14 protein-coding genes, 1 tRNA gene and 2 rRNA genes are annotated in these 19332 nt (G+C 41.3%); 13 read left to right on the top strand and 4 right to left on the bottom strand.

Features of this window, described 5'->3' with window-relative positions; all coding sequences use genetic code 11:
• Nucleotides 1-27 precede the first annotated feature (27 nt).
• The 3 genes from LG375_RS06225 (at nt 28) to LG375_RS06215 (ending at nt 3205) form a co-directional block, all read left to right on the top strand.
• A 23S ribosomal RNA gene (locus LG375_RS06225) occupies nt 28-2927 on the top strand.
• 83 nt (nt 2928-3010) lie between these two features.
• Nucleotides 3011-3126: ribosomal RNA gene (gene rrf, locus LG375_RS06220) — 5S ribosomal RNA — on the top strand.
• A gap of 5 nt (nt 3127-3131) precedes the next feature.
• Nucleotides 3132-3205, top strand: a tRNA-Asn gene (locus LG375_RS06215).
• A 200-nt stretch (nt 3206-3405) separates the two neighbouring features.
• Here LG375_RS06215 and LG375_RS06210 read toward each other — a convergent pair.
• Nucleotides 3406-4371 carry an IS3 family transposase gene (locus LG375_RS06210; RefSeq protein WP_225745497.1) on the bottom strand — a complete coding sequence of 322 codons (966 nt, stop codon included), beginning with the start codon at nt 4369-4371 and terminating at the stop codon, nt 3406-3408.
• Nucleotides 4368-5045 (bottom strand): helix-turn-helix domain-containing protein, encoded by a 678-nt coding sequence (locus LG375_RS06205; RefSeq protein ID WP_049545350.1) that lies wholly within the window; start codon nt 5043-5045, stop codon nt 4368-4370. The genes LG375_RS06210 and LG375_RS06205 overlap by 4 nt, the downstream gene beginning before the upstream one ends.
• A gap of 493 nt (nt 5046-5538) precedes the next feature.
• On the opposite strand from LG375_RS06205, the gene LG375_RS06200 reads away from it, so the two are divergent.
• Nucleotides 5539-6036: a sigma factor gene (locus tag LG375_RS06200; protein ID WP_060972338.1), complete on the top strand. Its 498-nt coding sequence runs from the start codon at nt 5539-5541 to the stop codon at nt 6034-6036.
• 107 nt (nt 6037-6143) lie between these two features.
• On the opposite strand, the gene LG375_RS06195 is transcribed toward LG375_RS06200, so the two are convergent.
• Entirely contained in the window at nt 6144-6986 is an 843-nt protein-coding gene (locus tag LG375_RS06195) for a mechanosensitive ion channel family protein (protein WP_225745496.1), read from the bottom strand.
• Between the two features lie 142 nt (nt 6987-7128).
• Here LG375_RS06195 and tig point away from each other — a divergent pair, with 142 nt between their 5' ends.
• From tig to LG375_RS06155, 8 genes are all read left to right on the top strand, one after another.
• Nucleotides 7129-8412, top strand: a complete 1284-nt coding sequence (tig, locus tag LG375_RS06190; RefSeq protein WP_002889721.1) for a trigger factor — start codon at nt 7129-7131, stop codon at nt 8410-8412.
• Between the two features lie 157 nt (nt 8413-8569).
• A complete protein-coding gene (gene rpoE / locus LG375_RS06185; RefSeq protein WP_002885605.1) occupies nt 8570-9145 on the top strand; it encodes a DNA-directed RNA polymerase subunit delta in 576 nt (191 codons plus the stop codon).
• 252 nt (nt 9146-9397) lie between these two features.
• Nucleotides 9398-11002 (top strand): CTP synthase, encoded by a 1605-nt coding sequence (locus tag LG375_RS06180; RefSeq protein WP_049545134.1) that lies wholly within the window; start codon nt 9398-9400, stop codon nt 11000-11002.
• 94 nt (nt 11003-11096) lie between these two features.
• Nucleotides 11097-11567, top strand: coding sequence for a DUF3013 family protein (locus tag LG375_RS06175; protein WP_037598883.1), 471 nt, complete (start codon nt 11097-11099; stop codon nt 11565-11567).
• Nucleotides 11568-11582: 15 nt separating this feature from the next.
• Nucleotides 11583-12029, top strand: a complete 447-nt coding sequence (locus LG375_RS06170; RefSeq protein ID WP_225745495.1) for an NUDIX hydrolase — start codon at nt 11583-11585, stop codon at nt 12027-12029.
• Entirely contained in the window at nt 12030-12983 is a 954-nt protein-coding gene (prmA, locus tag LG375_RS06165; RefSeq protein WP_198463528.1) for a 50S ribosomal protein L11 methyltransferase, read from the top strand.
• Nucleotides 12984-13727, top strand: coding sequence for a 16S rRNA (uracil(1498)-N(3))-methyltransferase (locus LG375_RS06160; protein ID WP_198463527.1), 744 nt, complete (start codon nt 12984-12986; stop codon nt 13725-13727).
• A gap of 165 nt (nt 13728-13892) precedes the next feature.
• Nucleotides 13893-16433 (top strand): bifunctional 2',3'-cyclic-nucleotide 2'-phosphodiesterase/3'-nucleotidase, encoded by a 2541-nt coding sequence (locus LG375_RS06155; protein ID WP_225745494.1) that lies wholly within the window; start codon nt 13893-13895, stop codon nt 16431-16433.
• 41 nt (nt 16434-16474) lie between these two features.
• Here LG375_RS06155 and nrdI read toward each other — a convergent pair whose 3' ends face one another.
• A complete protein-coding gene (gene nrdI, locus LG375_RS06150; protein WP_073949410.1) occupies nt 16475-16933 on the bottom strand; it encodes a class Ib ribonucleoside-diphosphate reductase assembly flavoprotein NrdI in 459 nt (152 codons plus the stop codon).
• A gap of 167 nt (nt 16934-17100) precedes the next feature.
• Between nrdI and LG375_RS06145 the strand changes: the two genes are divergently transcribed.
• Nucleotides 17101-19320 (top strand): RelA/SpoT family protein, encoded by a 2220-nt coding sequence (locus tag LG375_RS06145; RefSeq protein WP_145517016.1) that lies wholly within the window; start codon nt 17101-17103, stop codon nt 19318-19320.
• Nucleotides 19321-19332 lie beyond the last annotated feature (12 nt).

Below are 19332 nucleotides of genomic sequence, written 5' to 3'. Positions count from 1 at the left end.
ATGAGTTAGGTCGAAAGACCAAAATAAGGTTAAGTTAATAAGGGCGCACGGTGGATGCCTTGGCACTAGAAGCCGATGAAGGACGTGACTAACGACGAAATGCTTTGGGGAGCTGTAAGTGAGCAATGATCCAGAGATGTCCGAATGGGGGAACCCGGCAGGTAATGCCTGTCACTCATTACTGTTAAGGTAATGTAGAGGAAGACGCAGTGAACTGAAACATCTAAGTAGCTGCAGGAAGAGAAAGCAAAAGCGATTGCCTTAGTAGCGGCGAGCGAAACGGCAAGAGGGCAAACCGAAGAGTTTACTCTTCGGGGTTGTAGGACTGCAACGTGGACTTAAAGAGTATAGAAGAACTACCTGGGAAGGTAGGCCAAAGAGAGTAATAGCCTCGTATTCGAAATAGTCTTTATACCTAGCAGTATCCTGAGTACGGCGAGACACGAGAAATCTCGTCGGAATCTGGGAGGACCATCTCCCAACCCTAAATACTCTCTAGTGACCGATAGTGAACCAGTACCGTGAGGGAAAGGTGAAAAGCACCCCGGGAGGGGAGTGAAATAGAACCTGAAACCGTGTGCCTACAACAAGTTCGAGCCCGTTAATGGGTGAGAGCGTGCCTTTTGTAGAATGAACCGGCGAGTTACGATATGATGCGAGGTTAAGTTGAAGAGACGGAGCCGTAGGGAAACCGAGTCTTAATAGGGCGCATTAGTATCATGTCGTAGACCCGAAACCATGTGACCTACCCATGAGCAGGTTGAAGGTGAGGTAAAACTCACTGGAGGACCGAACCAGGGCACGTTGAAAAGTGCTTGGATGACTTGTGGGTAGCGGAGAAATTCCAAACGAACTTGGAGATAGCTGGTTCTCTCCGAAATAGCTTTAGGGCTAGCGTCGATGTTAAGTCTCTTGGAGGTAGAGCACTGTTTGGGTGAGGGGTCCATCCCGGATTACCAATCTCAGATAAACTCCGAATGCCAACGAGATATAATCGGCAGTCAGACTGCGAGTGCTAAGATCCGTAGTCGAAAGGGAAACAGCCCAGACCACCAGCTAAGGTCCCAAAATATATGTTAAGTGGAAAAGGATGTGGGGTTGCACAGACAACTAGGATGTTAGCTTAGAAGCAGCTATTCATTCAAAGAGTGCGTAATAGCTCACTAGTCGAGTGACCCTGCGCCGAAAATGTACCGGGGCTAAAACATATTACCGAAGCTGTGGATACCTTTATAGGTATGGTAGGAGAGCGTTCTATGTGCGAAGAAGGTGTACCGTGAGGAGTGCTGGAGCGCATAGAAGTGAGAATGCCGGTATGAGTAGCGAAAGACAGGTGAGAATCCTGTCCACCGTAAGACTAAGGTTTCCAGGGGAAGGCTCGTCCGCCCTGGGTTAGTCGGGACCTAAGGAGAGACCGAAAGGTGTATCCGATGGACAACAGGTTGATATTCCTGTACTAGAGTATATAGTGATGGAGGGACGCAGTAGGCTAACTAAACCAGACGATTGGAAGTATCTGGCCAAGCAGTGAGGTGTGATATGAGTCAAATGCTTATATCTATAACATTGAGCTGTGATGGGTAGCGAAGTTTAGTAGCGAAGTTAGTGATGTCACACTGCCAAGAAAAGCTTCTAGCGTTAATTATACTCTACCCGTACCGCAAACCGACACAGGTAGTCGAGGCGAGTAGCCTCAGGTGAGCGAGAGAACTCTCGTTAAGGAACTCGGCAAAATGGCCCCGTAACTTCGGGAGAAGGGGCGCTGACTTATGGTCAGCCGCAGTGAATAGGCCCAAGCAACTGTTTATCAAAAACACAGCTCTCTGCTAAATCGTAAGATGATGTATAGGGGGTGACGCCTGCCCGGTGCTGGAAGGTTAAGAGGAGTGCTTAGCGTAAGCGAAGGTATGAATTGAAGCCCCAGTAAACGGCGGCCGTAACTATAACGGTCCTAAGGTAGCGAAATTCCTTGTCGGGTAAGTTCCGACCCGCACGAAAGGCGTAATGATTTGGGCACTGTCTCAACGAGAGACTCGGTGAAATTTTAGTACCTGTGAAGATGCAGGTTACCCGCGACAGGACGGAAAGACCCCATGGAGCTTTACTGCAGTTTGATATTGAGTATCTGTACCACATGTACAGGATAGGTAGGAGCCTATGACCTCGGGACGCCAGTTTCGAGTGAGGCGTTGTTGGGATACTACCCTTGTGTTATGGCTACTCTAACCCAGATAGGTTATCCCTATCGGAGACAGTGTCTGACGGGCAGTTTGACTGGGGCGGTCGCCTCCTAAAAGGTAACGGAGGCGCCCAAAGGTTCCCTCAGAATGGTTGGAAATCATTCGCAGAGTGTAAAGGTATAAGGGAGCTTGACTGCGAGAGCTACAACTCGAGCAGGGACGAAAGTCGGGCTTAGTGATCCGGTGGTTCCGCATGGAAGGGCCATCGCTCAACGGATAAAAGCTACCCTGGGGATAACAGGCTTATCTCCCCCAAGAGTTCACATCGACGGGGAGGTTTGGCACCTCGATGTCGGCTCGTCGCATCCTGGGGCTGTAGTCGGTCCCAAGGGTTGGGCTGTTCGCCCATTAAAGCGGCACGCGAGCTGGGTTCAGAACGTCGTGAGACAGTTCGGTCCCTATCCGTCGCGGGCGTAGGAAATTTGAGAGGATCTGCTCCTAGTACGAGAGGACCAGAGTGGACTTACCGCTGGTGTACCAGTTGTTCTGCCAAGAGCATCGCTGGGTAGCTATGTAGGGAAGGGATAAACGCTGAAAGCATCTAAGTGTGAAGCCCACCTCAAGATGAGATTTCCCATGATTTTATATCAGTAAGAGCCCTGAGAGATGATCAGGTTGATAGGTTAGAAGTGGAAGTGTGGTGACACATGTAGCGGACTAATACTAATAGCTCGAGGACTTATCCAAAGAAAGTAACTGAGACATATTGACAACGATTTGGTTTCTTGATACAGTATAGATATTCAATTTTGAGTTGAGAATACTCAGAGTTAAGTGACGATAGCCTAGGAGATACACCTGTTCCCATGCCGAACACAGAAGTTAAGCCCTAGTACGCCTGATGTAGTTGGGGGTTGCCCCCTGTTAGATACGGTAGTCGCTTAGCGTTTATCCGCCATAGCTCAGTTGGTAGTAGCGCATGACTGTTAATCATGATGTCGTAGGTTCGAGTCCTACTGGCGGAGTATAATTCTCATTGCTAGACCTAGGTCTAGCTTTTTTTGTTTTACGAAAACCACTAGCACAGCTAGTGGTTTCGAAAAGCTTTTAGCCGAAGAGCAAGCCACCCGTTCTGATATGCCCCCTGTCAAGTAGACAGGTTAAATATCTAAAAAGTGTCTGTTTTTGAAGGTCAGTCGTACAAAATAAATGTACGGCTGTTTTTTTATGCAGACCACTTAGACTTGTACTTTTCAATTTTGTTATTCTTAGCGATTGGGTATGACAAAGGATGTTCTGATGATAAGGCAACGTTTCTTACTTCTAGAGGCGTTTTACAGTCATACCTACTTTGTGGACTCTCTTGACAGTAAAATCGGATATAGTCTTTGATGGCATATCGGAGGGAGGCCTCATCTGAAATCTCATACATCTGATACATTTCCGATTTTATAATTCCCCAAAAACCTTCTATTGGTCCGTTATCAATACAATGGCCTACTCTTGACATGGATTGAACCATATCAGTATCTTTCAGCTTTTTTTGAAAGTTCTTATTGGTATATTGAAACCCTCTATCGCTGTGAAATATAGGCTTAGCTGTGGGATTTTTTTCAATAGCTTTGTTAAATGTTTTGAAGACTAGCCGATTGTCATTTCGACCACTTATGACAAAAGCAATAGGATAACGGTCATATAAATCAAGTATGGCACTAAGATAGAGTTTCTTATGAGAGTTAGGAATCTTAAACTCTGTAACATCTGTTACCCATTTTTTGTTCGGAGCAGTTGTATAGAAGTTTCTTGCTAACTTATTTTCTACAGTCTCTTCAGGCTTAGCAGTCTTGTATTTTTTCTTTTTCTTACGGATAATGGCGTGAATATCGAGTGTTTTCATAATTCGGTGAATTCTCTTTCTCGAGTAATTCGTATGATTGAAATGATTGATCCATTCTGTCATTCTTCGATATCCCAAGATATGCGAGAAACGTTCGTCATATTCTTTAATTAATTCCGCAATTTCGCTGTTTAATTGTTCTTGTTCTGGAACTATTCTATGTTTCCATTTATAAAATGCAGACCTCGTAATGCCGAGCTGATGACACATCCAGCTAATGCTCCACCCTTTATTGGTGTTGAAGTCTTCGATCGCTAAGTATTTTGATTCGTGGCGCTGTTTGCCTAGCCTCACATCCTTCCGAATTCTTTCACTTTTTTTAAGAGTTCAACAGCCATATCCTTTTCTTCTAACTGACGTTTTAAGCGCACATTTTCTCTTCGTAAACGTTCTAATTCATCAACCTCATCATCTAGTTTGTGATGACCCCTTTTGTCAACTAAACCTTCTTCACCATCACTATCATACTTTTTCACCCACGAATACACTTGGCTATAAGAAACATCATAAAGTGACGCCGTTTCCTTATAATTGCGATTGTGTTCAATACAATAGTTGACAATCTCTTTGCGTTCATCAATAGTGGTTTTACGTCTTGTTTTTGCCATATAGACCTCCCGTTTTGGATTGTAATCCTTAAGTTCTATATTGGCATTATACATCCTAATCCACTTTCTTAAAAGTCCTGAAGAAATATCATACTGATGACCTAAATCAATAGATGAAGCCTCACCACTAATACATTTTTCTACAAGTTCCATTTTAAATTCTTTTGAATAGGAACGGTTTTTTGTTTTCTTTGTGAATCCTAAAATCCCATATTTTTTATAGATGGCAGCCCAATCTTGAATCGTCCTTGTGGAAATATGGAGACAGTTACATATCTCAGATTTGGAACGATTACCATTAATATAATCGAGACAAGCTTGTTCTTTCTCGTATGGGGTGAACCTTTCTCTTCTAGACATAAAAATACCTCTTAAGTAGATTTTAGGTATTTACCTTGTCTACTTAAGAGGTATCATATCATTCTCACGGGTGGTTTTGACTGATCTGTTTGTCAACTGTAGTGAGTGGCGAAAAGCTAATATCTAGAGAGGATATAGTGGTATAGGGTAATCTAGTTTTGTTTAAATCTGGAAATGAGTGACAGTTTCAAAAACAAGGGAAACCTTAATATTTTACTCTTTATTTCCGATTAATTCTGTGGTATTCTTAATAAGTCTTATAAGTTCTTCCTAATGATGGTTTGGTCGCTTTTCATTATAGTTCTTATGGGTTTTTTGTGTATACTCAAAAAGCTCTATAATCTCTACAGTGGTTTTTATCCACTTCAGAAATTATAGAGCCTATCATTTTTATAGTGACATATATGTCGCTATTTTATTTCTTATCTATCTCTTATAATAGGTTTTGTAATTAATTTAATTACAAAAATTATATCTATTAATAGGAGGTTTAATGGAACAAGAAGTTTTTGTTCACGCATATGAAGTTGTAAGGCCGATTGTACTTAAGGCTAGTAGACAATATTTCATCCAACTTTGGGACCAAGCTGATATGGAGCAGGAAGCAATGATGACACTTTATCAGCTTTTAAAAAAGTTTCCTGAGTTAGCGTCTGATGATGATAAGCTTCGACGTTATTTCAAAACTAAGTTTAGGAATAGGTTGAATGATGAGGTTAGAAGACAGGAGTCTGTAAAACGACAAGCTAATAGACAATGTTATATCGAAATTTCAGATATTGCTTTTTGTCTTCCGAATAAAGAGTTAGATGCGGTAGATAGGCTTGTTTATGATGAGCAGCTTAATGCTTTCCGTAATCAGTTGTCTTCGGAAGATGCTACTAAGTTAGACCGTCTGCTAGCTGGAGAATGTTTTAGAGGTCGAAAAAAGATGATCAGGGAGTTAAAATTTTGGATGGTAGATTTTGATCCTTACAATGAAGATGATTAATTCTTAATATAGAACCTTGACTAGCATTATTGATTAATATGAATAAAAAACACTTCGAAAGTAGATTTATCTTATCTATCTTTTGAAGTGTTTTTAATGTAATGAATTTATTTTACTGCTATAGGGTTTCCAATGAATCTTGGAAGTTCAATGTTTTCTTTGATTAGAGCTTCTTGGTAAAGTTTTAAGAAATCAGCATAGATATGAGTTTGTTGTCCATTTTTCGTAAAAATATCAATACGAAATACTAGTTGTCCAGAAGGAGTTGTGCTTAATCCAATGATATTTGGAGCTCCACAGATTTGAGGATAGTTTTCAATGTTTTCTCGATTTACTTCTTGTATGATGCTTGTCACCTTATTGATATCGGTTGACGGATAGACTGGGATATCAATTTGAGCTCTCATGTCCCCTCGAGATTTGTTAGATACAATTGTGATATTTCTGTTAGGTATAAAATGGAGGGTTCCATCAAATCCTCGAATTTGAGTAGTTCGAATACCTACGGTTGAAACAAGGCCTGTAACGGCTCCTACTTCAACTGCGTCACCGACTTCAAATTGGTTTTCTAACAATATGAAAAAACCATTAACGACATCAGATAGGAAGCCTTGAGCTCCTAGACCAAGAGCAACCCCAGCAAGTCCTGCCCCAGCAAGGAGGCTAGATACTGGGACCCCAAGGATACTAAGAAGACAGTAAACAAGGAAGAAGTATAGCACGTAGTTCATGCAATTGTGTAGTAATCGTTCAATGGTTTTTTGTCGAGCAGGCGTTTGAATTGTCCAAGCTAGAGAGCGTCCCACTGTATGTTTAAAAAGGAAGTTGATAATCTTCTTACTAAGAAGAAAGATGATGAGGAGAATAAGGAGTTTAATCCCTTTCGTAATGAGTACCATTAGGGTCTCTTCAAAATTAAATTGTTGGATGTATCTTTGTAAAATATTCATAGCTCTAGTTTATCAAAATTTTGATAAAGTAGCAGTTTCTAACGATTTTCTTGTGATTAAATTGGATAAAAAAACTTTTAAAAGGCTTTGAAATATGGTAAACTAAACTGTATCTATAAAAAATTTTAAGGAGAATGACTACATGTCTGTATCATTTGAAAACACAGCCACTAACCGTGGTGTGGTGACATTCACTATCGGTCAAGATAAAATTCAACCAGCTTTGGATCAAGCATTTAACAAGGTTAAAAAGAATTTGAACGCTCCAGGCTTCCGTAAAGGACACATGCCTCGTGCCGTATTTAACCAAAAATTTGGTGAAGAAGCTCTTTATGACGATGCTTTGAATGCAATTCTTCCAGCAGCTTATGAAGCAGCGATTGCTGAACTTGGTCTTGATGTTGTTGCACAACCAAAAATTGATGTAAAATCAATTGAAAAAGGTCAAGATTGGACACTTACTGCAGAAGTTGTTACAAAACCTGAAGTAAAACTTGGTGCATATAAAGATCTTGAAGTTTCAGTTGAAGCTTCTAAAGAAGTTACTGATGAAGAAGTTGATGCTAAGCTTGAAAACGAACGCAAAAACTTGGCTGAATTGGTTGTTAAAGAAGGTGCAGCTGAAAATGGCGACACTGTTGTTATCGACTTTGTTGGTTCAGTAGACGGTGTTGAATTTGATGGTGGTAAAGGTGAAAACCACTCTCTTGAACTTGGTTCAGGTCAATTTATCCCAGGTTTCGAAGACCAATTGGTTGGAGCAAAAGCTGGTGATGAAGTAGAAGTTAAAGTAACTTTCCCAGAAGACTATCAAGCTGCTGACCTTGCAGGTAAAGCTGCTGTATTTGTTACTAAAGTTAACGAAGTTAAAGCTAAAGAAGTTCCAGCTCTTGATGATGAGTTGGCTAAAGATCTTGACGATGAAGTTGAAACTCTTGACGAGTTGAAAGCTAAATACCGTAAGGAACTTGAAGCAGCTAAAGAAATCGCATTTGATGACGCTGTTGAAGGTGCTGCACTTGATTTGGCTGTTGAAAACGCTGAAATCGTTGAATTGCCAGCAGAAATGGTTGAAGACGAAGTTCACCGTGCTATGAACGAATTCATGGGTAACATGCAACGTCAAGGTATCTCTCCTGAAATGTACTTCCAAATCACTGGTACAACTCAAGAAGATCTTCACAAACAATATGAAGCTGACGCTGACAAACGTGTGAAAACTAACCTTGTTATCGAAGCTGTTGCTGCTGCTGAAGGATTCGACGCTACAGAAGAAGAAATCCAAAAAGAAATCAACGATCTTGCAGCTGAGTACAACATGGAAGTATCACAAGTTTCTGCACTTCTTTCACCTGAAATGCTTAAACACGATATCACTATGAAGAAAGCTGTTGAAGTTATCACAAGCACAGCAAAAGTTAAATAATATGACTAAAATCAAGTTTCTGTTGAGACTTGATTTTTTCTTCTATAAATACTTTGACTATTGACTCTTTTTAGCGTAAAATAAAAGGTAGCGAAAAATTGATTGCTGAGCTATTTCTGATAGAAACTAGCTTGAGTAAGAATGAAGGAGAACCACTTTGGAACTAGACGTATTTGCTGGACAAGAAAAAAGTGAATTATCAATGATTGAAGTGGCCCGTGCTATCTTAGAAACACGTGGTCGTGATAATGAAATGTATTTCAATGATTTGGTCAATGAAATTCAAAATTACTTAGAAAAATCGGATGCTGATATCCGCAATGCTTTGCCATTCTTTTATTCAGATTTGAATACGGATGGAAGTTTCATTCCACTAGGTGATAACAAATGGGGCTTGCGTTCATGGTATGCAATTGATGAAATCGATGAAGAGGTCATCACATTGGAAGATACTGATGAAAATGCACCAAAACGTAAGAACAAGAAAGTTAATGCCTTCATGGATGGTGATGAAGATGCCATCGATTATAATGACGATGATCCAGAAGACGAGAACTTTACACCTGATTCTGATAGTCTTGAATATGACGACGATAGCGAAGATGATGAGAAAGCCGAAGTGGAATCTTATGACTCTGAGCTGAATGAAATTATTCCAGATGATGATTTGGATGATGTTGAGTTGTCAGAAGAAGATGATGACGATGACTATGAGGATGAGTCAAACGACTAAGTTTTCATTGACAAATGGTCTTGGATAGTTTAGACTATTTATCGGGCACCTCTTTTGAAGAGGTCATGATTAAGGCTCCCAGAGTAAAACTCTTGGGGGTCATTTTTGTTTTCAGTCATTTACTGGACTTGTCTAAGGTGAGGTACTTTGTACGGCTCCCATCAGGTACTAGGGAAGGACTATCGTGATTATCTGAGTGGGTAATCAATCTGCTATCTGTAGTTGTTTTGAATTATATTATAAGGAGTTAACATGACAAAATATATTTTCGTCACTGGTGGTGTGGTATCTTCAATTGGTAAAGGGATTGTAGCTGCAAGTCTTGGGCGTTTGCTTAAGAACCGTGGTCTTAAGGTTACGATTCAAAAATTTGATCCTTATATCAATATTGACCCAGGAACAATGAGTCCTTACCAACACGGTGAAGTTTATGTCACTGATGATGGTACTGAAACTGACCTTGACCTTGGTCACTACGAACGTTTTATTGATATCAATCTTAATAAATACTCTAACGTGACTACTGGTAAGATTTATAGCGAAGTTTTGCGTAAGGAACGTAAAGGAGAGTATCTTGGTGCGACTGTTCAGGTGATTCCGCATATCACAGATGCTTTGAAAGACAAGATTAAGCGCGCAGCGACAACAACTGATTCAGATGTCATTATCACTGAAGTTGGTGGTACGGTTGGTGATATTGAAAGTCTTCCATTCCTTGAAGCTCTTCGTCAAATGAAGGCTGATGTGGGCTCTGACAACGTTATGTATATCCACACAACGCTTCTTCCTTATTTGAAGGCTGCTGGTGAAATGAAGACAAAACCAACGCAACACTCTGTTAAGGAATTGCGTGGTTTGGGTATCCAACCAAATATGTTGGTTATTCGTACAGAACAACCTGCTGGTCAGGGAATCAAGAATAAATTAGCTCAATTCTGTGATGTTGCACCTGAGGCTGTTATCGAATCACTCGACGTGGAACATATCTATCAAGTGCCACTTAATATGCAGGCTCAAGGTATGGATCAAATCGTTTGTGATCATTTGAAACTGGATGCTCCAGCTGCAGATATGACAGAATGGTCTGCTATGGTTGATAAGGTGCTTAACCTTAAGAAAACAACTAAAATTGCTCTTGTTGGTAAGTATGTGGAGCTTCACGATGCTTACTTGTCAGTAGTTGAGGCACTTAAACACTCAGGTTTGGCAAATGATACTGCCATTGATATTGACTGGGTCAATGCTAATGATTTGACTGCTGAAAATGTTGCTTCTCGTTTGGCTGATGCTGATGGTATTATTGTTCCTGGTGGTTTCGGTCAACGTGGTACTGAAGGTAAGATTCAAGCTATTCGTTATGCACGTGAAAATGATGTGCCAATGTTAGGTGTCTGTCTCGGTATGCAATTGACATGTATTGAGTTTGCTCGCCACGTTCTTCACTTGGATGGCGCTAATTCAGCTGAGCTTGATCCAAATACAAAATATCCAATTATCGATATTATGCGTGATCAAATTGACATTGAAGACATGGGTGGTACTCTTCGTCTTGGTCTTTACCCATGTAAGTTGAAACCAGGTTCTAAGGCAGCTGCAGCTTATGGCAATCAAGAAGTTGTTCAACGTCGTCACCGTCACCGTTATGAATTCAATACTAAATTCCGTGAACAGTTTGAGGCTGAAGGTTTTGTATTCTCAGGTGTGTCACCAGATAATCGTTTGATGGAAGTTGTAGAACTCCCAGACAAGAAATTCTTTGTGGCAGCGCAATACCACCCAGAATATCATAGCCGTCCAAACCATGCTGAAGAACTTTACAGTGCCTTTGTGACAGCAGCGGTTGAAAATGCTAAATAATTATCTAAGACAGAGTGGGATAGCCTACTCTGTTTTTTATTGGCTCCTTTTATGCTAAAATAAAGGGAATAATAAGAAAGAACGAGGAAAACAAATGGCTAAATTTGGCTTTTTGTCAGTATTAGAAGAAGAACTGGATAAGCACTTGGACTATGATTTTGCGATGGACTGGGATAAAAAGAATCATGCTGTGGAAGTAACGTTCATCCTAGAAGCGCAAAACAGTAGTAATGTCGAGACTATTGATGATAAGGGTGAAGTGTCTGATGAAGATGTCATTTTTGAGGATTACGTGCTCTTTTACAATCCAGCAAAATCACGTTTTGATGAAGAGGACTACCTAGTGACAATTCCATATGAACCTAAGAAAGGTCTATCTCGTGAGTTTCTGTCCTATTTTGCGGAGACCTTGAATGAGGTGGCAACAGAAGGATTGAGTGACTTGATGGATTTTCTATCTGATGATGGACCTGAGGAATTCGGTTTGGTTTGGGACAAAGAAGCTTTCGAAAAAGGGAAAGCTCAACTTGAAGAGAAGGAATTTTTTGCTTATCCAAGGTATTAAAGGGAGCGAAAAGGGATGGATGCTTATTTAAAAGATCAGTTCGATTTTACAGGTGTTAAGGCTGCCTTACTCGTAGAGCAAAATATTTTGGTCATTCTCAGAGATAATAAGCCAGATATTCCTTGGCCAAATACATGGGAGTTGCCAGGTGGTGGAAGAGAAGGTCAAGAAACACCACTTGAGTGTCTTCAACGCGAAGTCTGGGAGGAGCTGGGATTGGCTCTGAAAGAGGAATCGATTATTTGGTTGAAAATCTACCCTAGTATGTTGGATAAAGATAGGTCAGCTGTTTTTGTGGTTGGTCAAATTAGCCAAGAGCAGTATCGTGAGATTCGTTTTGGTGACGAGGGACAGGGATTTAAACTAATGCCTATAGAGGATTTTATAAAAGCAGAAGGTGTCATTCCCCAGTTGCAGGAACGCTTTAAAGACTATTTAGTAGGAAAGGAAACGGAGAAATAAATGGACAAATGGCAAGAATTAACGATTGAAGTTAATCGTGAGGTCGAAGAGGCGGCATCTAATATTTTAATTGAGTCTGGGAGCCAGGGTGTGGCTATTGATGATAGTGCAGATTATTTGGAAAATGCGGACCGTTTTGGGGAACTTTATCCTGAGGTTGAGCAGGTTGAAACGGTTAAAATTACGGCTTATTATCCAGAGTCAGCAGATATCGAGGCCATTACTAAGCAGGTTAATGAGCGTTTGGCTGAGTTGACGGATTTTGGTCTTGAAACGGGAGATATTCACTTGGCTACTCAAGAGTTGGTTGAAGAAGATTGGGCTGAGAATTGGAAAAAATACTATGAACCAGCACGAATTACCCATGATTTGACCATCGTACCGTCATGGACGGATTATGAGGCATTAGAGGGGGAAAAGATCATTAAGTTGGATCCTGGTATGGCCTTTGGGACAGGAACACATCCAACGACTAAGATGAGCCTCTTTGCCTTGGAGCAGGTGCTTCGTGGTGGTGAGACGGTGATTGATGTGGGGACTGGTTCAGGAGTCCTCTCGATTGCCAGCTCTCTGCTTGGTGCCAAGGAAATCTACGCTTATGACCTTGACGATGTAGCGGTTCGAGTGGCACAGGAAAACATTGATATGAATCCTGATATGGAAAATATCCACGTTGCTGCGGGAGATCTTTTGAAGGGTGTGACGCAAGAAGCTGATGTTATCGTGGCTAATATTTTGGCGGACATTCTCATTCATCTGACGGAAGATGCCTACCGTTTGGTTAAGGATGAAGGTTACTTGATTATGTCAGGGATTATCTCTGAAAAATGGGATATGGTGCGTGAATCGGCTGAGAAAGCAGGTTTCTTCCTAGAAACTCACATGGTTCAGGGAGAGTGGAATGCTTGTGTCTTTAAGAAGACAGATGATATTTCAGGTGTGATTGGAGGCTAAATGCAACAGTATTTTATAAAGGGGAAGGTTGAAAATCCAGTAATCATCAAAGACAAGGATACTGTGAAGCATATGTTTAACGTTATGCGTTTAACAGAGGATGATCAGGTTGTCTTGGTTTTTGAAGACGGTATCAAGCGTCTTGCGCGTGTGACTGACCGTGAGAATCACGTCTTTGAAGTGATTGAAGATTTAACTGATAATGTCGAGATGCCTGTATCTGTAACCATTGCCTCAGGTTTTCCCAAGGGAGATAAACTGGAGTTGGTGACACAAAAGGCAACAGAGCTTGGAGCTCAGGCTATTTGGGCCTTCCCTGCCGACTGGTCTGTGGTTAAGTGGGATGGTAAGAAGCTAGCCAAGAAGGAAGATAAGCTTGCCAAAATTGCTCTAGGAGCTGCAGAACAATCCAAGCGTAATCGTGTGCCAGAAGTCAGATTGTTCGAGAAAAAAGGGGAATTTCTATCAGAATTAGATAATTTTGATAAGATTTTTATCGCCTATGAGGAAACAGCCAAAGCAGGTGAGTTGGCTACTCTAGCTCGTGAGTTGGCTCAGGTAGAGAATGGTCAGAAAATTCTCTTTATCTTTGGACCAGAAGGTGGTATTTCTCCGTCTGAGATTGATGCATTTGAAGAAGCTGGTGGCGTTAAAATTGGCCTTGGACCGCGCATTATGCGGACGGAAACCGCTCCTCTCTACGCTTTGAGTAGTGTCAGTTATGCCTTGGAATTGAATAAGTAAGAGAAAGTTGGCCTTGTTCCAACTTTTTTTGTATTTGACACTTTTAAGCTAAGATTGCATCGAGCCATTAGTTTTGTATGACAAATCGAGCATTTCTAAAAAAGTTGATAATCTTATTTAGATTTAATATAATTGTACTATCTTTATAAAAGGGGAAGATTTTTAATGAAAACGAATCGTTATGTGACTCAATCTGCCGTGGTTTTGGGCCTTTTTGCTCTTTTGACTGTGCCACAAGTCCTAGGTCAAGCTGATGAGGCAACGGCACCAGTACCAACTACTTCTACAGAAACTGTGACAGATAGTGGAGCTGCTACCGTATCAGTACAAGGAACTGCGGGAACAGCTGTTCAAGGAGGAACAGAGACTGTATCTCCTACATCAACAACAGTAGCGACAAATGCATCTGCAGAGTCATCAGCTAATACCTCGACGGCCCAATCAAGTCAAGAAGCCAGTGCTGTTTTGACGAATGCCAATCAGGTGACACCAGCGGTGCCAGTACAGGCTGAAACTGTTACAGAGCCTGCTCATGAGGGGCAGACCGTTGATATGCAGATTTTGTCAACAACAGACCTTCATACCAACTTGGTTAACTATGATTATTATCAAGATAAGCCGTCTCAAACAGTTGGTTTGTCTAAAACTGCTGTCCTTATCAAAAAAGCCCGTGAAACTAATCCCAATACGGTCTTAGTGGACAGTGGGGATACGATTCAGGGAACTCCTTTTGGGACTTATAAGGCTTTGATTGACCCTGTTGCCCAAGGTGAGACTCACCCTATGTACAAAGCCTTTGAGATGCTGGGCTACGATGCCGAAACACTTGGAAACCACGAGTTTAACTATGGTCTAGAATTTTTGGATCGTATGGTTAAGGCTGCTAAGATTAACATTATCAATGCCAATGTGCGTAATGCTCAGACAGGTGACTACTATTACAACCCTTTTAAGATTGTTAACAAGACCTTTACTGATACAGATGGCAAACAGGTAACGCTAAAAATCGGTATTACAGGTGTCCTTCCAACACAGATTTTGGTTTGGGATAAGGCCAATCTTGAAGGTAAGGTAACTGTTGACGATCCAATGGAGGCTGTTAAGGCTATCGTTCCTAAGATGAAGGCTGCAGGAGCTGACTTTATCCTTGTTGCTGCTCACTCTGGTATTGGTGACAATGAATACACTAAGAATGAGGAAAATGAAGGTTACCAAATTGCTGGTATCGAAGGTGTTGATGCTGTTGCGACAGGGCATTCTCATGCGGATTTCCCAAATGGGGATGGTACAAGTTTTTATGCGAAATACCCTGGTGTAGATGATGTCAATGGTCTCATCAATGAGAAACCTGTGGTTATGGCTGGTAAATTCGGAGATCATCTAGGCATCATGGATGTCAAATTGACTTACACGGATGGTAAATGGAAAGTTGTTAACAGTAAGGCCAAGCTTGAAAAGATTGATACTAAGTCAGATGTTGCGGACAAGGATTTAATTAATATGGCTGCTCATGACCATAATGGAACAATCAACTATGTTCGTAAGGAAGTTGGTGAGACTACTGCACCAATCACTAGCTACTTTGCTCAGGTTCAGGACGATCCATCTATTCAAATCGTTAATAATGCACAACTATGGTATGCTAAAAAACAAGTAGCTGGAACAGCAGATGCGAATCTTCCACTCCTCTCAGCTGCAGCACCTTTCAAGGCGGGGACTCGTGGGGATGCGACCTACTATACCGATATTCCAGCAGGACCATTAGCCATTAAGAATGTCGCGGACCTCTACCTCTACGACAATGTTACTGCCCTACTCAAGGTGACTGGTGCACAAATAAAAGAATGGTTGGAAATGTCTGCAGGACAGTTCAATCAAATTGATCCTAATAGCAAAGAGCCACAACAACTCATTAATAGTAGCTATCGCTCATACAATTACGATGTGATTGATGGGTTGACTTATAAGTTTGATTTGACACAACCTAACAAATACGATCGTGAAGGTAAGTTGGTTAACCCAGATGCTAGTCGTGTTCGTGACTTGACTTATCAAGGTAAACCCATTGATTTGAATCAGACTTTCCTTGTCGTGACTAACAACTATCGTGCGACTGGTAACTTCCCTGGTGTTAAGGATGCTGCAGAAAAACGTCTCCTCAATCTTGAGAATCGTCAGGCAATCATTGATTATATCGTTAGTGAGAAAACGATTAACCCAACTGCTGATGGAAATTGGAGTTTCGTTCCTAATATTACGAATGCAGATATCCGTTTTGCCTCATCTGACAATGCACGTGCCCACCTTGCTGGTCAGGATGCCATTAGTTATGTAGGACCATCAACACAAGCAGGATTTGCAGAGTACCGCTTGGTTGTTAAGGAAAAGGCAAATCAAGTTGAGGATACGACTAAGAAAGAATCGGAGAAGTCACCAAAAGGTGTTGAGATGGCAGACCAAACTAAGCATGTGAAGCCAAATGATACTGCAGTCACCAGCGTGGCTAAACCTGCTCCAGCTATCCAGTTGTCAAACACTCAAGTCGTTATTTTGCCTCAAGCTCAAGTACAAGAAACTCAACCTTCCAGCTCAGCCAAGAGCTTGCCAAACACTGGTTCAGACGAATCTATGTCAGCAACTTTAACTGGTATGGTTCTTATGACCTTGGCTGGATTCTTTGGAATCAAAAAACACGAAAAAAATTAAGCAAAGGAAAAAGCCCCTATTAGGGCTTTTTTGCTGTAGTTTTAGAGTTGGTTAAAGTTCTTTTGTGCTTCTAGAATAATAGGTGCCAGACGTTCGATATCAGACTGTGTGCCACGAAGCTCAAAGTCTCCCAACATTGGGAAGCCAAAACGTTGACTGTACTGTTTGGCAGTTAGGCAGTACTGGTTATTGAAGTTACGGTTACCAGAACCGATGATACCAAAGCAACGTTTGTGGTTATCATGGGCTGCGATAAAGTCACCCAGTGGATTGGTTAGGATTTCGACATCTCCATTGTCCACGCCATTTCCACCTTCAAGGTAGGTTGGCAAGAGTGCGACAAAGGGTTCATCTACTTGGAAGGTTTCATGATTAAGCTCTTTAATATTGATTTGGCGACATTCAATCCCGTGGTTGAGGGATAGGTAGTCAGACATACGTTTGACAAAGCTTTGGGTATTGCCACTTAGACTAATATAAACGAGGGTAAGTTGAGACATAAGCGTCCTCTTTCTATCTATATCTTGTGTTTGCTCAATCATTCTAACACAAGATGTTGTGTTTTTCAAGTTGGCTCCTTGCAGTTAATAATTGCCTAACTAGCTCTTTTTCTTTACTTGTAAAAGTGATAAAATAAAGGTTATTAAAAGAAGCGAAGGAAGAAATCATGGCTAAAGATAAAAATGTAACAGGAGAAGAAATTTTAGACATTTGCTCGGCCTACATGTCAGCAGATGATTTGAAATTAGTTGAAAAAGCCTGGCATTATGCGACAGATGCTCATAGTGGGCAATCTCGTCAGTCAGGAGAACCTTATATTATTCACCCTATTCAAGTGGCAGGTATCCTGGCAGACCTTCATCTTGATGCAGTGACAGTAGCCTGTGGTTTCTTACACGATGTCGTTGAAGACACCGAAAAAACGCTCGATGATTTGGAAACGGATTTTGGTACGGATGTACGAAATATCGTAGACGGTGTTACTAAGCTTGGTAAGGTTGAGTACAAGTCCCACGAGGAGCAGTTGGCTGAAAACCACCGTAAGATGCTTATGGCCATGTCTAAGGATATCCGTGTCATCTTGGTTAAATTGGCCGACCGTTTACACAATATGCGTACCCTAAAGCATCTTCGTAAGGATAAGCAAGAGCGCATTTCTCGTGAAACCATGGAAATCTATGCTCCTTTGGCTCACCGTCTGGGTATCAGTCGTATCAAATGGGAATTGGAAGATATGTCCTTCCGTTACCTTAATGAGGTGGAATTCTACAAGATTTCTCACATGATGAAGGAAAAACGTCGTGAGCGTGAGGCACTTGTGGACGAGATTGTCGATAAAATTAAGACCTACACAGCTGAACAAGGACTTGTTGGTGATGTTTATGGTCGTCCAAAGCATATCTACTCTATTTATCGTAAGATGCGCGACAAGAAAAAGCGCTTCGATCAAATTTATGATTTGATTGCCATCCGTTGTGTCATGGAGACGCACAGTGATGTTTATGCCATGTTGGGATACATTCATGAGCTCTGGCGCCCCATGCCTGGCCGTTTCAAAGACTATATTGCCAATCCTAAATCCAATGGTTACCAGTCTATCCATACAACGGTTTATGGACCAAAAGGACCTATTGAAATCCAAATCCGTACCAAGGAAATGCACCAAGTTGCCGAATACGGGGTTGCAGCTCACTGGGCTTACAAGAAAGGGATCAAGGGCAAGGTAGATTCGAAAGAGTCCGCTTTGGGAATGAACTGGATTAAAGATCTTGTTGAACTTCAAGATGCCTCAAATGGTGATGCTATGGGATTTGTAGACTCTGTTAAAGAGGATATCTTCTCAGAGCGTATTTATGTCTTTACGCCAAATGGTGCTGTTCAGGAATTACCTAAAGATTCAGGACCTATTGACTTTGCCTATGCTATCCATACCCAAGTTGGAGAGAAGGCTACAGGTGCTAAGGTTAATGGTCGTATGGTTCCCTTGACTGCCAAACTTAAGACAGGTGATGTGGTTGAGATTGTCACTAATGCCAATTCTTTTGGTCCTAGTCGTGACTGGATTAAGATGGTCAAAACAACTAAGGCCAGAAATAAAATTCGACAATTCTTTAAGAATCAGGATAAGGAAGCCTCTATTACCAAGGGTCGTGAGCTTTTGATTGCCTACTTCCAAGAGCATGGCTATATTGCCAATAAGTACCTAGACAAGAAACATATTGAGGAAATTCTCCCTCGTATGAGTGTGCGTAGTGAAGAAGCTCTCTATGCCGCTGTTGGCTTTGGCGAAATTAGTGCTGCTGCTGTTTTCAATCGTCTGACAGAAAAAGAACGCCGCGAGGAAGAGCGTGCTAAGGCAAAAGCTGAAGCTGAAGAGCTAATGAACGGTGGCGAAGTTAAGACTGAGAAGAAAGAAGTTCTTAAGGTTAAGAGTGAAAATGGCGTCATCATTCAAGGTGCCTCTGGTCTCCTCATGCGTATCGCTAAGTGCTGTAACCCAGTACCTGGAGATGAGATTGAAGGTTACATCACCAAGGGCCGTGGAATTGCTATTCACCGTTCAGATTGTAATAATATCAAGAGTCAAGAAGGTTATGAACAACGTTTAATCGAAGTAGAGTGGGATGAACGTAATGCTAATAAATCTTATTTGGCTGAGATTGACATCTATGGCCTTAACCGTTCTGGTCTGTTGAATGATGTTCTTCAAATCTTGTCAAATACGACCAAGAGCATTGCTACGGTCAATGCACAACCGACTAAGGACATGAAGTTTGCCAATATTCACGTTAGCTTTGAAATTGCAAACCTTATTGAATTGACTGGTCTTGTGGATAAGATTAAAATTATCCCTGATGTTTACAGTGTTAAACGTACGAATGGTTAAGGAGTTACTGCG

Source organism: Streptococcus sp. Marseille-Q3604, assembly GCF_916619785.1.
GTDB lineage: Bacteria > Bacillota > Bacilli > Lactobacillales > Streptococcaceae > Streptococcus.
The sequence above is the reverse complement of the archived record's forward strand: the minus strand, read 5'-3'. Positions and strand labels throughout refer to the sequence as shown.

Excerpts from the sequence above, each read along its gene's own strand:
- LG375_RS06205 (WP_049545350.1), bottom strand. The coding sequence starts at position 5,045 with ATGTCTAGAAGAGAAAGGTTCACCCCATACGAGAAAGAACAAGCTTGT.
- LG375_RS06200 (WP_060972338.1), top strand. The coding sequence starts at position 5,539 with ATGGAACAAGAAGTTTTTGTTCACGCATATGAAGTTGTAAGGCCGATT.
- LG375_RS06195 (WP_225745496.1), bottom strand. The coding sequence starts at position 6,986 with ATGAATATTTTACAAAGATACATCCAACAATTTAATTTTGAAGAGACC.
- tig (WP_002889721.1), top strand. The coding sequence starts at position 7,129 with ATGTCTGTATCATTTGAAAACACAGCCACTAACCGTGGTGTGGTGACA.
- LG375_RS06180 (WP_049545134.1), top strand. The coding sequence starts at position 9,398 with ATGACAAAATATATTTTCGTCACTGGTGGTGTGGTATCTTCAATTGGT.
- LG375_RS06175 (WP_037598883.1), top strand. The coding sequence starts at position 11,097 with ATGGCTAAATTTGGCTTTTTGTCAGTATTAGAAGAAGAACTGGATAAG.
- LG375_RS06170 (WP_225745495.1), top strand. The coding sequence starts at position 11,583 with ATGGATGCTTATTTAAAAGATCAGTTCGATTTTACAGGTGTTAAGGCT.
- prmA (WP_198463528.1), top strand. The coding sequence starts at position 12,030 with ATGGACAAATGGCAAGAATTAACGATTGAAGTTAATCGTGAGGTCGAA.
- LG375_RS06160 (WP_198463527.1), top strand. The coding sequence starts at position 12,984 with ATGCAACAGTATTTTATAAAGGGGAAGGTTGAAAATCCAGTAATCATC.
- LG375_RS06155 (WP_225745494.1), top strand. The coding sequence starts at position 13,893 with ATGAAAACGAATCGTTATGTGACTCAATCTGCCGTGGTTTTGGGCCTT.
- nrdI (WP_073949410.1), bottom strand. The coding sequence starts at position 16,933 with ATGTCTCAACTTACCCTCGTTTATATTAGTCTAAGTGGCAATACCCAA.
- LG375_RS06145 (WP_145517016.1), top strand. The coding sequence starts at position 17,101 with ATGGCTAAAGATAAAAATGTAACAGGAGAAGAAATTTTAGACATTTGC.